The 13,006-nt window shown below is 71.2% G+C and carries 11 protein-coding genes; 6 read left to right on the plus strand and 5 right to left on the minus strand.

Annotation, left to right across the window (positions count from 1 at the left end):
* Positions 1 to 17: 17 nt before the first annotated feature.
* Together OG440_RS05615 and OG440_RS05620 are read right to left on the minus strand one after the other, a co-directional pair.
* Positions 18 to 347 carry a plasmid stabilization protein gene (locus tag OG440_RS05615; RefSeq protein ID WP_406005713.1) on the minus strand — a complete coding sequence of 110 codons (330 nt, stop codon included), beginning with the start codon at positions 345 to 347 and terminating at the stop codon, positions 18 to 20.
* 50 nt (positions 348 to 397) lie between these two features.
* Positions 398 to 1,543 carry a WD40/YVTN/BNR-like repeat-containing protein gene (locus OG440_RS05620; RefSeq protein ID WP_406005714.1) on the minus strand — a complete coding sequence of 382 codons (1,146 nt, stop codon included), beginning with the start codon at positions 1,541 to 1,543 and terminating at the stop codon, positions 398 to 400.
* 224 nt (positions 1,544 to 1,767) lie between these two features.
* Between OG440_RS05620 and OG440_RS05625 the strand changes: the two genes are divergently transcribed.
* From OG440_RS05625 to OG440_RS05640, 4 genes are all read left to right on the plus strand, one after another.
* A complete protein-coding gene (locus OG440_RS05625) occupies positions 1,768 to 2,184 on the plus strand; it encodes an SsgA family sporulation/cell division regulator (protein ID WP_406005715.1) in 417 nt (138 codons plus the stop codon).
* A gap of 267 nt (positions 2,185 to 2,451) precedes the next feature.
* On the plus strand, positions 2,452 to 4,074 hold the full coding sequence (locus OG440_RS05630; protein ID WP_406005716.1) for an ABC-F family ATP-binding cassette domain-containing protein: 1,623 nt from the start codon (positions 2,452 to 2,454) through the stop codon (positions 4,072 to 4,074).
* 206 nt (positions 4,075 to 4,280) lie between these two features.
* Positions 4,281 to 5,057, plus strand: a complete 777-nt coding sequence (ddaH, locus tag OG440_RS05635; protein ID WP_406005717.1) for a dimethylargininase — start codon at positions 4,281 to 4,283, stop codon at positions 5,055 to 5,057.
* A 216-nt stretch (positions 5,058 to 5,273) separates the two neighbouring features.
* Positions 5,274 to 6,248: an acyl-ACP desaturase gene (locus tag OG440_RS05640; RefSeq protein WP_406005718.1), complete on the plus strand. Its 975-nt coding sequence runs from the start codon at positions 5,274 to 5,276 to the stop codon at positions 6,246 to 6,248.
* Between the two features lie 390 nt (positions 6,249 to 6,638).
* Here OG440_RS05640 and OG440_RS05645 read toward each other — a convergent pair whose 3' ends face one another.
* Entirely contained in the window at positions 6,639 to 6,884 is a 246-nt protein-coding gene (locus tag OG440_RS05645; RefSeq protein WP_406005719.1) for a WhiB family transcriptional regulator, read from the minus strand.
* A 290-nt stretch (positions 6,885 to 7,174) separates the two neighbouring features.
* Between OG440_RS05645 and OG440_RS05650 the strand changes: the two genes are divergently transcribed.
* Positions 7,175 to 7,966, plus strand: coding sequence for a VOC family protein (locus OG440_RS05650; protein WP_406005720.1), 792 nt, complete (start codon positions 7,175 to 7,177; stop codon positions 7,964 to 7,966).
* 101 nt (positions 7,967 to 8,067) lie between these two features.
* Here the strand turns inward: OG440_RS05650 and OG440_RS05655 are convergent, their stop codons facing one another.
* Together OG440_RS05655 and OG440_RS05660 are read right to left on the minus strand one after the other, a co-directional pair.
* Positions 8,068 to 9,093 carry a LacI family DNA-binding transcriptional regulator gene (locus OG440_RS05655; protein WP_406005721.1) on the minus strand — a complete coding sequence of 342 codons (1,026 nt, stop codon included), beginning with the start codon at positions 9,091 to 9,093 and terminating at the stop codon, positions 8,068 to 8,070.
* A gap of 146 nt (positions 9,094 to 9,239) precedes the next feature.
* Entirely contained in the window at positions 9,240 to 10,328 is a 1,089-nt protein-coding gene (locus OG440_RS05660) for a multicopper oxidase domain-containing protein (protein ID WP_406005722.1), read from the minus strand.
* 199 nt (positions 10,329 to 10,527) lie between these two features.
* On the opposite strand from OG440_RS05660, the gene OG440_RS05665 reads away from it, so the two are divergent.
* Entirely contained in the window at positions 10,528 to 13,005 is a 2,478-nt protein-coding gene (locus OG440_RS05665) for a ThuA domain-containing protein (protein WP_406005723.1), read from the plus strand.
* The last annotated feature ends 1 nt before the right edge of the window (position 13,006 follow it).

A 13,006-nucleotide genomic window follows, 5' to 3' on the forward strand; every position in this document is an offset into this window, starting at 1 on the left:
CGTCGGGTCGGATCAGGTCAGCTCTTGTCGCCGAGCGCGCGCTGGAGCTGGCTCTTGTTCATGTCCGAACGGCCCTTGACTCCGCGCCGCTTGGCCTCTTCGTAGAGCTGGTCGTACGTGGGCCCCTGGGGGCCCTTGCCGGACCGCTGACCGCCCCGCTTGCCGGACGACATGTCCTGGGTCGAGGTACGACTGGCGGTCTTGGACTCGCCCGACCGGGCACGCTCCTTGTTGACCGTCCGGGCGGCGATCTCCTTCGCGCGTCCGGCGCTCTCGCCCCGGTCCTGCGCGCTCTCCTTGATGTGCTCGTACTGGCGCTCCCGCTTGGGGCTGGAACCGCGTGGCATGGGCGCTCACTCCTTTCGCGTTCGCGCCCACCGGGTACCCCGAAAACGGCTCAGCTCTCCAGGCGTGCCACGCGCCCCTGTTCACCGGCGGCCCAGCAGCCGAGGTCGGGGGTGCAGTCCACGGTGTCGTACGAACCCGTGTCGACGGTGCGCCAGGTGCGGCCGGAGTCGGTGGTCAGGTCGGTTCCGGTGGGGCCGACGGCGAGGGCGGCGGAGCGGCTGTGCGGGAGCCAGGCGACGCCGGAGCGGTAGGCGGGCGGGGGCGTGGTGGCCGGCCGCCAGGTGCGGCCCGCGTCGCCGGTCGTGGCGGCCGCCCGCGGGGAGGGCTGGTCGGCGCGGTAGTCGCCGCCGACGGCGAGGCCGTGGGTGCGGTCGCGGAAGGCGACGGCGAAGACCCCGCGCGCGGGGTCCCCGGCGGGGACGGGGGTGTCGGCGGCCGTCCAGGTCCGTCCGCGGTCGGAGGAGTGCAGCACCCGCGCGCGTGCCGCCCCGCCGGTGGCCAGCCAGACGTCCTTCGTCCCCGAGGCGACCAGGCACTGGCCACTGGCCGCGAAGCCCGCCTCGCCGTCCAGGGCGGCCGGCATGCCGTCGTCGGGCAGCACGTTCCAGGAGCGGCCGCCGTCGTCGGTCGACAGGATGCGGAATCTTCCGTCCACCGGGTCGCTCATGGCGAGTCCGTGACGGCGGTCGAAGAAGGTCAGGCAGTCGTAGAAGGCGCGGGTGTCGGTGTTGCGGAAGGACTCCGTCCAGGTCGTCCCGCCGTCCTCGGTGCGGTAGACGCGCGACGCCTCGCCCTCGCCGATGGCGAGCACCACGGCGCGGCGCGCGTCGAATGCCTCGATGTCGCGGAACTGGAGGTCGGCGGCGCCGGGAGGCGAGACGTTTCGCCAGCTCTCGCCGCCGTCGGTGGTGCGCAGGACGGTGCCCTCGGTGCCGGAGACCCAGGCGGTGTGCCGGTCGACCGCCGCGAGGCCCCGGAACCGTACGGCGGTCGCGCCGGTGTCCTTGAGGTCCCAGTGCGGCGCCGCGGCCCCCGGGGTGTGCGCCGACGGTGCCTGCCCCTGGGAGGCCGACGGCTGCGCCTGGGCCGGCAGGGCGGTCAGGAGGGCCAGTGCCGCCCCGCCGGCCGCCACCGCCACCCGGCGGCTCCCGCGTGCTGGACGAATCGTGCGTCGCGTGTTCCCCAAGCGCCTCATGGCGGGCGAAGCTAGCCCACGGCTTTCGGTGACGTCCAGATGGCCGCGAGCACCTCAACCGCCCCGGGAGGCACCGCAGGAGAGGTGAGTCACTCGCGTGCATGAAAGACGGTGACCGAGGTCACTCGCAAAGGGTGTGCACGGATCGACAGGTTCCAGCGTCTCTTCCAGTGTCCGGACGCACCGCCCGGAAGATCGTCCCGCCGACACGAGGGAGCAAGGCGTTGTCCACCGTCATAGAGCAGTCCGTAGAGGCGCGCCTGGTCGCCGCCGCGCCCCGGATGCAGAGCATCCCCGCCACCCTGTCCTACGACCGGCAGGACCCGTTCGCCGTCCGCATGACCTTCCCGGCCCCGGCCACCCTGGAGGGCGTCGAGGTCTGCTGGACCTTCGCCCGCGAACTGCTCGCCGCGGGCCTGCACGACGCCGAGGGCCACGGCGACGTCCGGGTGCGGCCCTACGGGTACGGCCGCACCGTGCTGGAGTTCCACGCGCCCGAGGGCACCGCCGTCGTCCACGTCCACACCGAGAAGATCCGCGACTTCCTCCAGGCCACGAGCGAGCTGGTGCCCACCGGCACGGAGTACCGGCAGCTCGACCTCGACCACGACCTGGCGGAGCTGATGCGGGACGCCTGTTAATCCGTTGACAGCCCTTACGGGCTTTCCTACCGTGTAGAACGGTTCTGTTGCCGCCGATAGGAGAAGGACGTTGCTCGTCTGAGGTCTCGAGACACCGCGCCACACCGCTGAGGTGTGTGCGCCGCGTGCGACCTCGGCCTTCGAGCCGTCCTTGCGGAGCAGGACTTCCTGCATGTCTCCGCGCTCCCCCGCTGCCGCGGTGGTCGCCGCTTTCCGGTGTCTCGACACGTGTCGCCCCTGACCGCACACGCCACCACGAGGCCCGCCTTGACTCACTCCATCACCTGTACCTCCCTCGCCTTCTCCTGGCCGGACGGGACCCCCGTCTTCGACGGGCTCGACGTCGCCTTCGGCCCCGGCCTGACCGGACTCGTCGGCGTCAACGGCTCCGGCAAGTCGACCCTGCTGAAGCTGATCGCCGGGCAACTCGCCCCCGCCGACGGCACGGTGCGCCTCGCCGGCGAGGTCGGCCACCTCCCCCAGAACGTCACCCTCGACACCACGCTGAAGGTCGACGCGGCGCTCGGCATCGCCGCACAGCGGGCCGCGCTGCACGCCATCGAGGCCGGTGACGCCTCCGAGCGGCACTTCGAGACCCTCGGCGACGACTGGGACGTCGAGGAGCGCGCGCTGGCCACCCTCGGCGAGCTCGGACTCGGCCACATCGACCTCGACCGCACCATCGGCGAGGTGTCGGGCGGCGAGTCGGTCATGCTGCGGCTCGCCGCGCTGCTGCTGCGCCGGCCGGACATCCTGCTGCTGGACGAGCCGACCAACAACCTCGACCTGCACGCCCGGCGGCGGCTGTACGCGGCCGTCACGTCCTGGCCAGGCGTACTGGTCGTCGTCAGCCACGACCGGGAACTGCTCGACCTCGTCGACCAGATCGCCGACCTGCGCGCCGGGGAGGTCACCTGGTACGGCGGCAACTTCTCCGCGTATGAGGAGGCCCTCGCCACCGAACAGGAGGCCGCCGAGCGCATGGTGCGCGTCGCGGAGGCCGACCTGAAGAAGCAGAAACGCGAACTGGTCGACGCCCACCTCAAGCTGGCCCGCCGCAAGCGGTACGGGCAGAAGATGTGGGACAGCAAGCGCGAGCCGAAGATCGTCATGGGCGCGCGCAAGCGCTCGGCCCAGGAGTCGGCGGGCAAGCACCGGATCCTGCACGAGGAGAAGCTCGCCGAGGCCAAGGACCGGCTCGACGACGCGGTGGAGGCCGTCCGCGACGACGACGAGATCCGCGTCGACCTGCCGTACACGGCCGTACCGCCGGGCCGGGAGGTCCTGCTGCTCCGGGACCTCCGGCTCGCGTACGGCGCGCGCGTGGACGGCGGTCTCGACCTGCGCGGTCCCGAGCGGGTCGCGCTGGTCGGGCGCAACGGCGCCGGCAAGACGACGCTGCTGCGCACCGTCGCCGGGGAGCTGGCGCCGGAGGCGGGCGAGGCGCACGCGCACGTGCCGCTGCGATTCCTGCCCCAGCGCCTCGACATCCTGGACGACGAGCTCACCGTCGCCGAGAACGTGGCCCGGTTCGCGCCGGGCGCCACCAACAACCGGATCCGGGCCCGGCTGGCCCGCTTCCTGTTCCGGGGCGCCCGAGCCGACCAGAAGGCGGCGACACTCTCCGGCGGGGAACGCTTCCGGGCGAGCCTGGCCGCGCTGATGCTGGCCGAGCCGGCGCCCCAGCTGCTCATGCTGGACGAGCCGACCAACAACCTCGACATCGCGAGCGTGCGCCAGCTCACCACCGCCCTGGAGTCCTACGAGGGGGCGCTGATCGTGGCCAGCCACGACCTGCCGTTCCTGGAGTCCATCGGCATCACACGGTGGCTGCTGCTGGACGGGGAACTGCGGGAGACGACGGCGTCGGAGGTGGCGGATCCGGCCTAGGCCGGACCTGGGAGGGCCGGGCGGGGCGGGTGGCGCGAGCCGGGCGGGTCGTCGCGGACCCCGCCCGGGGCCGCCGGTCGTGGCACGGTCTCAGGAGGGGCACATTGTTACCGCGGGGTTTTGTCCTGGTGGTCCCGCCCTGCATGATGGCTGACCGGCGCCGCGTCCGAGGCGCCGGTGGTGCCACCCGATTCGGAGACCTGGACGTGCCCAGCAAGAAGGCCCTCATCCGCCGCCCCAGCCCGCGCCTCGCCGAAGGCCTGGTGACGCACGTCGAGCGGGAGAAGGTCGATGTGGAGCTCGCCCTGGAGCAGTGGGAGGCGTACGCCGAGGCCCTGCGGGCGCACGGCTGGGAGACCGTCGAGGTGGACCCGGCCGACGACTGCCCGGACTCCGTGTTCGTCGAGGACACGGTGGTGATGTACAAGAACGTCGCCCTGATCGCGCGCTCCGGCGCCGAGTCCCGGCGCGACGAGACCCTCGGGGTCGAGGAGGCCGTGGCCCGCCTCGGCTGCTCGGTGAACTGGATCTGGGAGCCGGGCACTCTGGACGGCGGCGATGTGCTCAAGATCGGCGACACGATCTACGTCGGCCGGGGCGGCCGGACCAACGCGGCCGGCGTCCAGCAGGTGCGCGCCGCCTTCGAGCCGCTGGGCGCGCGGGTCGTGGCCGTACCGGTGAACAAGGTGCTGCACCTGAAGTCGGCGGTCACGGCGCTGCCGGACGGCACCGTGGTCGGTCACATCCCCAAGGTGGACCGGCCGTCGCTGTTCCCGCGTTTCCTGTCGGTGCCCGAGGAGGCCGGCGCGCACGTGGTGCTGCTGGGCGGCCCGCACGTGCTCCTGTCGGCCGCCGCGCCGAAGACGGCGGACCTGCTCGCCGATCTCGGTCTCGAACCCGTCCTCGTCGACATCGGCGAATTCGAGAAACTCGAGGGCTGTGTGACATGCCTCTCGGTACGGCTGCGTGAGCTGTACGCCTGAGCGGGTGATCCCGCCACCCTTTCAGCCCTGGGACCTGCGGCTCCCGGGGCTGTTCGACATGCCCGGGATCCCTTGACGCAACACGGCTGATCAGCGATGTTTACGGCGTTCTTAACCTACGGCTTCGTAACCTACGGATACGTAGCCTACGATTCCGTACGTCCGGCCTCGCTCGCCGGAGTGTTCCGCTCCGCTTCACGTCCCCCTGGAGTTCTCGTGACGATCACCTCCCCTCACCTCGGCAGCCCCGCCGTCTGGACCGACGCCAAGCTGCTGTTCGCGCTGGAGGAAGTGGTCGAGACCGAACTCAACCGGCATCTGAAGGTCACCAAGGACTGGATGCCCCACGAGTACGTGCCGTGGAGCGACGGCCGCAACTTCCCCGGCTTCTTCGAGGACGGCGAAGCCTGGGAGAAGAAGCAGTCCAAGGTCACCGAGATCGGCCGGATCGCGCTCGTCGTGAACCTGCTCACCGAGGACAACCTGCCCAGCTACCACCACGAGATCGCCTCGCTCTTCGGCCGCGACGGCGCCTGGGGCACCTGGGTGCACCGCTGGACGGCAGAGGAGGGCCGGCACGGCATCGTGATGCGTGACTACCTGCTCGCCTCGCGCGCCGTGGACCCGGACAAGCTGGAGCAGTTCCGCATGTCCCACATGAGCGAGGGCTTCGAGTCCGACAACCGGCACTCGATGCTGCACTCGGTCGCCTACGTCGCGTTCCAGGAGCTGGCCACCCGCGTCTCGCACCGCAACACCGGCCACCAGTCCGGGGACCCGGTCTGCGACCGGATGCTGGCGCGCATCGCGACCGACGAGAACCTCCACATGGTCTTCTACCGCAACCTCCTGAAGGCCGCGTTCGAGCTGGCCCCCGACCTGACCATGCAGGCCGTCCGCGACGTCCTCGTCAACTTCCGCATGCCCGGTCACGGCATGCCCGGCTTCGAGCGGTTCGCCGCGCAGATGGCGATCGGCGAGGTGTACAACCTGCGCATCCACCACGACGACGTCATCCAGCCCGTGCTGCGCTTCCTGAAGGTCATGGAGATCGACGGTCTCGGCCCCGAGGGCCAGAAGGCGCAGGAGGAGATCGGCCTGTACATGGGCGGGCTCGACTCGGAGGCGTCCAAGTTCGACGAGAAGCTGGCGGCGCGCAAGGCCCGGATGGCGGCGCGGGCGGCCGGCTGACCCGCCTCCGCCACCGATCGCTTCGACGGCTCGCACAGGGAGATCGACCTCCCGGTGCGGGCCGTTCGCGACCTGCGGCATCATGCCGCCCTGGGTGACGGTGACACGGGCCGCTAGGCGGTCGGCTTCCTGCGCGGGCTGACCGACGAGGACACCGCCGACCGGATCCGGGCCCGGATCGGTCTGCCCCGGGGCGACGGGAACGCGGCCTCGATCCGCGCGGGCCCAACCGCGCGGGCCGAACCGCGCGTGGAGCCGGCATCCCGCGCCCGGGCGAGACCGAGGGTGAGGGGAGTGCGCGCTGCTCGCGCCACGACCGGACGCCCCCGGATCCGCACCGCACCCCCGCGACGCGGTCACTCGGATTCGGGGTCGTCTGTACGGCGCGGCTCAGTGCGCCGTGCGCCGCAGGTTCAGGCGCTCCTTCTCGGACATGCCGCCCCAGACGCCGAAGCGCTCATCGTTGGCCAGGGCGTACTCGAGGCAGGCGGACCGCATCTCGCACATGCCGCAGATGCGCTTCGCGTCCCGCACCGAGCTGCCGGGCTCGGGGAAGAAGAACTCCGCCCCGGTCTGTGCGCACAGCGCCTCGCGCTGCCAGCCGAGGTCGAGTGTCGGAATCGTGTCGGTGTACATGGCCAGGATCGTGCCCGGCGGCGAAAAACGTTCGATCAATGCCGGATATACGCGGCGCGCGAAGGCCCCTGGCCGCCCGATGATGCTCCTGCCGCGTACCGCCGCGCACGGCGGCGCGCGGTGCACGCGGCACCCTCTTCGAGGACGCCGGGCGCAGGCGCCGGGCGCACGCGTGGCCACTCTCCCGCGACCTGCCGTGTCCGCCGGTGGCCGTGCTCCGGCGGCGTTTGTCGGTGGGCGGTGCGAGACTCGGCAGTGCAGAGGCCGGGATCCCTTCGAGGAGGGCAACGATGCTCACCACCCGTTTCGTCGACGGCGCGCCGAACTGGATCGATGTCGGCACGTCCGACATCGAGGGCGCCACCTCCTTCTACGGCTCTCTCTTCGGCTGGCGGTTCCGGTCGGCGGGACCCGACGCCGGTGGCTACGGCTTCTTCCAGCTGGACGGGAAGACCGTCGCGGGCGGCATGCAGACCGAACCCGGGCAGGGCCCGCCGTCGTGGACGGTCTATTTCAGGACGGCGGACGCGCAGGCCACGGCGCAGACCGCCCAGCACAAGCACGGCACGGTCCTCCTCGCGCCGATGGACGTGATGGGCCAGGGCACGATGGCGGTCCTCGCCGACCAGGCGGGCGTGCCGTTCGGCCTCTGGCAGCCGGGACGGACGGTGGGCGTGGACGTGGCGAACGAACCCGGCGCGCTGTGCTGGGTCGAGCTGTACACGCCGGACATCGCCGCGGCGGCCGCCTTCTACAACGCGACGCTGGGCCTGGAGACGTCGGCCGCGCCCTTCCCCGGCGGGACGTACACCTGCGTCAACCCGGCCGGTGCCGGGGAGGAGGCCATGTTCGGCGGGATCGTGCCGCTGGCCGACGACGCCACGGAGGCCGAGAGCGGAGCGTACTGGCTGCCGTACTTCGAGGTCGCCGACGCTGACACGGTGGTGGCCGAGGCGGAGAAACTGGGCGGCCGGGTGCGGATGCCGGCCACGGACGTCGAGGGCGTCGGCCGCATCGCCAAGCTCGCCGACCCCTACGGCGCACGCTTCGCCGTGATCAAGAGCGTGCCACAGGAGATGTGAGGCGGTACGGGAGTGCCGGGCCGCGGGTCTCTCCGTACCGTGCCGTTCGGTGCCCCCTCCCCTGCCGCGCCGTGCCGGGGGTGAGCGGGACGGCGGTGCGGTCAGGCCGAAGCGCGGCGCACCAGCGTCGTGGGCAGGACCACCCGGCCCGGCGTCTCGTCGGCGATGCGCGGATCGAGGCGGCGCAGCAGGAGGCGGGCCATGATCCGGCCCATCTCCTCGATGTTCTGACGGACCGTCGTCAGCGGCGGGTCGCACTGCTCGGCGACCGGCAGCATGTCGTCGAAGCCGACCACGGCGACGTCCTCGGGCACCCGCCGTCCGCGTTCGCGCAGGACGCGCAGGGCGCCCGAGGCGGCCAGGTCGTTGGCGGCGAACACGGCGTCCAGGTCGGGGCGGCGGTCGAGGAGTTCGCGCATGGCACGCTCGGCGCCGCCGGGGGTGAAGTCGCTCTCGACGACGAGCCGCGGGTCGTCCTCGCCCATGACCTCGCGGTATCCGTCGAGCCGGTCCGCCGCGGAGGTCTGGTCGAGGGGGCCGGTGATGTGGGCGATGCGGGTGCGGCCGAGCCCGGCCAGCAGGCGTACGGCCTCGCGGGCACCGCCCCGGTTGTCGCTGTCGACGTAGACCACGTCCCGGGTGCCGTCGCTCCAGCCGGGACGGCCGCCGAACACCGTCGGCACGCCGGCGCCCTGGATCAGACCGGGGAGCGGGTCGTCGAGGTGCAACGAGAAGACCAGGGCCCCGTCGACATGGCCGCCGGCGAGGTAACGGGCGACGCGGGCGTGGTCGTCGCGGCCCTCGGTGAGGAGCAGCACCAACTGGTTGTCGTGGGACGTCAGTTCCTTGCTGATGCCGCGGAGCTGGAGTGCGAAGAAGGGGTCGGCGAAGACCCGGCTCTCCGGTTCCGCGATGACCACGGCGATCGCGTCGTGCCGCTTCGTCACCAGGCTGCGCGCCGCCTGGTTGGGGACGTACCCGAGCTCCTCCACGGCCTGCCGGACCCGCTCGACGAGCGGCTCGCGGACGCCGTCGCCGCCGTTGACGACTCTCGACACGGTCGCCCGGGACACCCCGGCCCGTGCGGCCACGGCCTCCAGCGTGGGTCGCGACGCTGTCTCGGTCACTTCGGGGCTCCTCCTGGCCGGCTGCGGCTCAGGATAGCTCCGGCGCGACGGCCGGGTGAGAGCGCTCTCCCGCCGTCGGCGCGCCGGGGGCGGCGCCGACGGCGCTTCCGCCCCTCCGTGCCTGCGCCCCTCGGCGCCTCCGCCCCTCAGTGCTGGTGCGCGACGCCGCTCTCGTGCGCGTCGCCGCCTTCGTGTCCGTGGCCGGTCTCGTCCGGCGCGGGAGACACGGAAGACGCAGGAGGCACGGGAGACGCAGGGGAGGCAGGAGACGCGGGAGACTCGTGCGGCGCATGCGGTTCGTATCCCGGGATCGTGCCGTCGGATTTCTTCACCAGGAAGAGCCCGACCATCCCCATGTCGGAGTGGCTCTGCACATGGCAGTGGTACATCCACGCGCCGGCGCCCACCCCCTCCCCCGCGACCACCTGGAAGCCGAAGGAGTCGGCCGGCCCCACGATCTTGTTGTCGACGACCTGGCTGGGGTCGTCGGGACCGGTGAGCAGGCCCGTGCGGTTGTCGGCCCAGCGATGACCGTGCATGTGGAAGGTGTGGTAGTACTCGCCGTGCGTGATCATCACGAACTCGACCCGATCGCCCACCGTCGCCTCGAAGTCGGGGCCCTGGTGACCCGCGTGGGCCGGCCTGTTGTTGATCGTCATGTCGTTGAAGACGATCGTATGGGTGGCGTCGGGCAGGATGTCGCCCTTGCGCCGGACGATCACCGGTCCGTACAGGCCCTTGCGGATGCCGCCCGTGCCGTGCTCCGTTCCCACGACGTGGTCGTGGTAGTGCCAGTAACCCGCGCTGCCCGCCCGCCAGGTGCCGTCGGCGCGGCGACCGGGCGCGTGGGTGCGCCAGGTGTAGGTGCGCGTACCGCCGGGCTCGATGTCACTGCCGTTCAACTTCGTTCCGTCGCTGGACACTTCGTAGTCCAGACCGTGGACGTGCAGACTCGCCGCCACTTCCAGGGTGTTCTCCACCTCGATGTGCACGGTGTCGCCCTCGTTGAGCTCGATCAGCGGCCCGGGAATGGTCGCCTTTCCCTTCTCGAAGCCGTAGCCGAGTTGGCCGTCGGCGAGCTTCTCGGCGTACAGCTTGAGGTGCCTGACCGCTCCCCCCGCCGGGGCGGTCCTCGCCGGTCCGGTGGCGCTCACCGCCCTGGGCCCCCAGGACAACGATGTCGCGGCGGCCGCGCCGCCCAGCAGCACCCGGCGGTTGAAACCGCGCCTGTCCATGCCGAACTCCCCACCCTGGTACGGAATTTGCGACGATGAAGAAGACGAGCCTGTGACGAACCCGTGAGACGGTACCGGCCGTTCCGCAGTTTCTCCACACCCAGGACAAAGTTCGTGCCATTGCGGTCATAGCTATTGGCGAGTCATACACATGGGGTCTAGCTTCCTTGGCGCTGTCGCTGTGACCGAGGAGGCGCCCATGCACTTACGAGGGTTGAGTCCCAGAAAACGAATCCGGGTGACCGCCGTGGCGTGCGCCACGCTCGTCGCCGGCCTGCTGTCCGCCCCGGCCGCGGACGCGCGCCCGACCCCCGAGCCACCCCTGACAACGATGTCCATCAAGTCACCACCGGGCGGCGCCGACGTAAAGGTGCTGATCTTCCACGGATCGGCCGCGGCCGGGGACGAGTCACCGGTCGTCAACGCCGGTATCGAGGCCATCGAGCGGATCGGGCTGTCCGGGCCAGCGGACCGGCGCTTCGAGGTCGAGGCCACGGACGACGCCTCGGTCTTCACCGACGGGACACGGCTCGGCGGTTACAACTCCGTCGTGTTCCTGACCGGCGGCGGTGACGTCCTGGACCCGGAGCAGGAAGCGGGCCTGGAGGCCTACATGGAGGCCGGCGGCGGATTCGTCGGCGTCCACGACGCGGCCCGCGCCGAGCCGTACTCGGACTGGTTCACCGGCCTGATCGGCGCCCGTCCCGCCGCGTCGAGCCCGACGGCCGTGCAGCGGGCCACCGTCGAGGTCGGCGACCGACGGCATCCGGCCACCGGCGAGCTGCCCCTGGAGTGGAAGCGCCCGGACCTGTGGCCGAACTGGGCGAAGAACCCGTCCGGCGAGGTGCACACCGTCGCCCGGGTGCGCGAGGCGACCTACCGGCCGGGCGCGAGCGCCAACGGCGCCGACCATCCGGTCAGCTGGTGCCGCGATTACGACGGCGGCCGCTCCTTCTACACCGGCATGGGCGGCACGGTCTCGTCGTACGACGAGACGGACTTCCGCGCACATCTGCGCGGCGCCCTGCTGTGGACGTCCCGACTCGTGCAGGCCGACTGCAAAGCGACCATCACCAAGAACTACAAGGCCGAGCGGCTGACCCCCGCCAACCAGCCCGGCCAGAACGACCAGATCGGTGAACCGCACGGCCTGGTCACCGCGCCCGACGGCCGGGTTCTCTACATCGGGCGGGGCGGCGCCGACTCCTCCCGGCCGGTGATCACCGACTGGAACAACCCGGACGTGGGCAAGGGCAAGGGCCAGATCCACGTCTACGATCCGGCGACCAAGAAGGTCACCCTGGCCGGGGAACTGACGGTCTTCGGCAACAAGGGCGGTGGCGACGAGCTCGTCAAGGTCGAGGAAGGTCTCCTCGGCATCGAGCTCGACCCGCGCTTCGAGCAGAACGGCTGGGTCTACCTCCACTACACGCCCCACCCCGGCGTCAACCGTGACACCCGGATGGCTGAGCGGCGCGTCTCCCGCTTCACGCTCGACCTCGCCACGAACCGGCTCGACCTCGGCAGCGAGAAGGTGCTGCTCGAGTGGCCGGTACAGGTGCACAGTTGCTGCCACGCGGGGGGCGGGCTCGCCTGGGACTCGAAGGGCAACCTGTACATCGCCACCGGTGACAACAACTCCAGTGGTTTCAGCGGTGGTTACTCCGGCAACAACCCGCAGCCGAACTTCAAGGGCGTCTCCTTCGCCGACGCGCGCCGCACCGCCGGGAACACCCACAACCTCAACGGCAAGATCCTGCGCATCCATCCGGAACCCGACGGGACGTACACGCTTCCCGCGGGGAACCTGTTCACGGGCCGGGAGACCGCCGAGGGCGGCGGCAAGACCCGCGGCGAGATCTACGTGATGGGCGTCCGCAACCCCGCGCGCATCTCCGTCGACCGCGCCACGGACATCCTGTACGCGGGCTGGGTCGGCCCGGACGCGGGCGAGCCGTCGTCCACCTGGGGACCGGCGAAGTACGACACGTTCGCCGTCATCACCCAGGCGGGAAACCGTGGCTGGCCGTACTGCATGGGCAACAAGCAGCCCTACCGGGACCGCAACCTGCCCGATCCGTCGCAGCCCCTGGGCTGGTACGACTGCGACCACCCGAAGAACGAGTCGCCGAACAACGACGGACTGGTGAATCTGCCGCCGGTCACCGGCAACAACATCTGGTACTCGCCCCAGGGCGGCGCACCCGACTACCCGCGCGATGCCGCCGGCGTCCCCTCCTACCGGCAGGACCAGGCGACCTACCGGCTTCCATGGCTCAAGGGCGGCGGGCAGGCGGCGATGAACGGTCCGGTCTACCGCTACGACACCGCCGTCGCGAGCACGGTCAAGTGGCCCGCGTACTGGGACGGCAAGTGGTTCGTCGGTGACTTCTACGACGCCGATCAGCCGCGCAACGCGGTCGTCATGGACCCGAGGACACAAGGCTCGGGCGGTCTGCCGGTCCACTCGGAGTCGCTGAAGAAGATCGTGCCGGTCGGCAACGACGGCATCAAGAACCTCATGGACTGGAAGTTCGGCCCGGACGGCGCCCTGTACGTCCTCGACTACGGCCGCGGCTTCTTCACCTCGGACGCCAAATCGGCGCTGTGGAGGGTCACTTACCAGGGCGGCGGCCCGACACCCGCCGCCGACCGACTGGCGAGGGGTGTGCGGTGAC

It is taken from the genome of Streptomyces sp. NBC_00637 (assembly GCF_045161545.1).
Classification (GTDB): Bacteria; Actinomycetota; Actinomycetes; order Streptomycetales; family Streptomycetaceae; genus Streptomyces.

Coding starts and splice junctions, on each gene's coding strand:
- OG440_RS05615 (WP_406005713.1), bottom strand. CDS start 347: ATGCCACGCGGTTCCAGCCCCAAGCGGGAGCGCCAGTACGAGCACATC.
- OG440_RS05620 (WP_406005714.1), bottom strand. CDS start 1,543: ATGAGGCGCTTGGGGAACACGCGACGCACGATTCGTCCAGCACGCGGG.
- OG440_RS05645 (WP_406005719.1), bottom strand. CDS start 6,884: ATGTACACCGACACGATTCCGACACTCGACCTCGGCTGGCAGCGCGAG.
- OG440_RS05650 (WP_406005720.1), top strand. CDS start 7,175: ATGCTCACCACCCGTTTCGTCGACGGCGCGCCGAACTGGATCGATGTC.
- OG440_RS05660 (WP_406005722.1), bottom strand. CDS start 10,328: ATGGACAGGCGCGGTTTCAACCGCCGGGTGCTGCTGGGCGGCGCGGCC.
- OG440_RS05665 (WP_406005723.1), top strand. CDS start 10,528: ATGCACTTACGAGGGTTGAGTCCCAGAAAACGAATCCGGGTGACCGCC.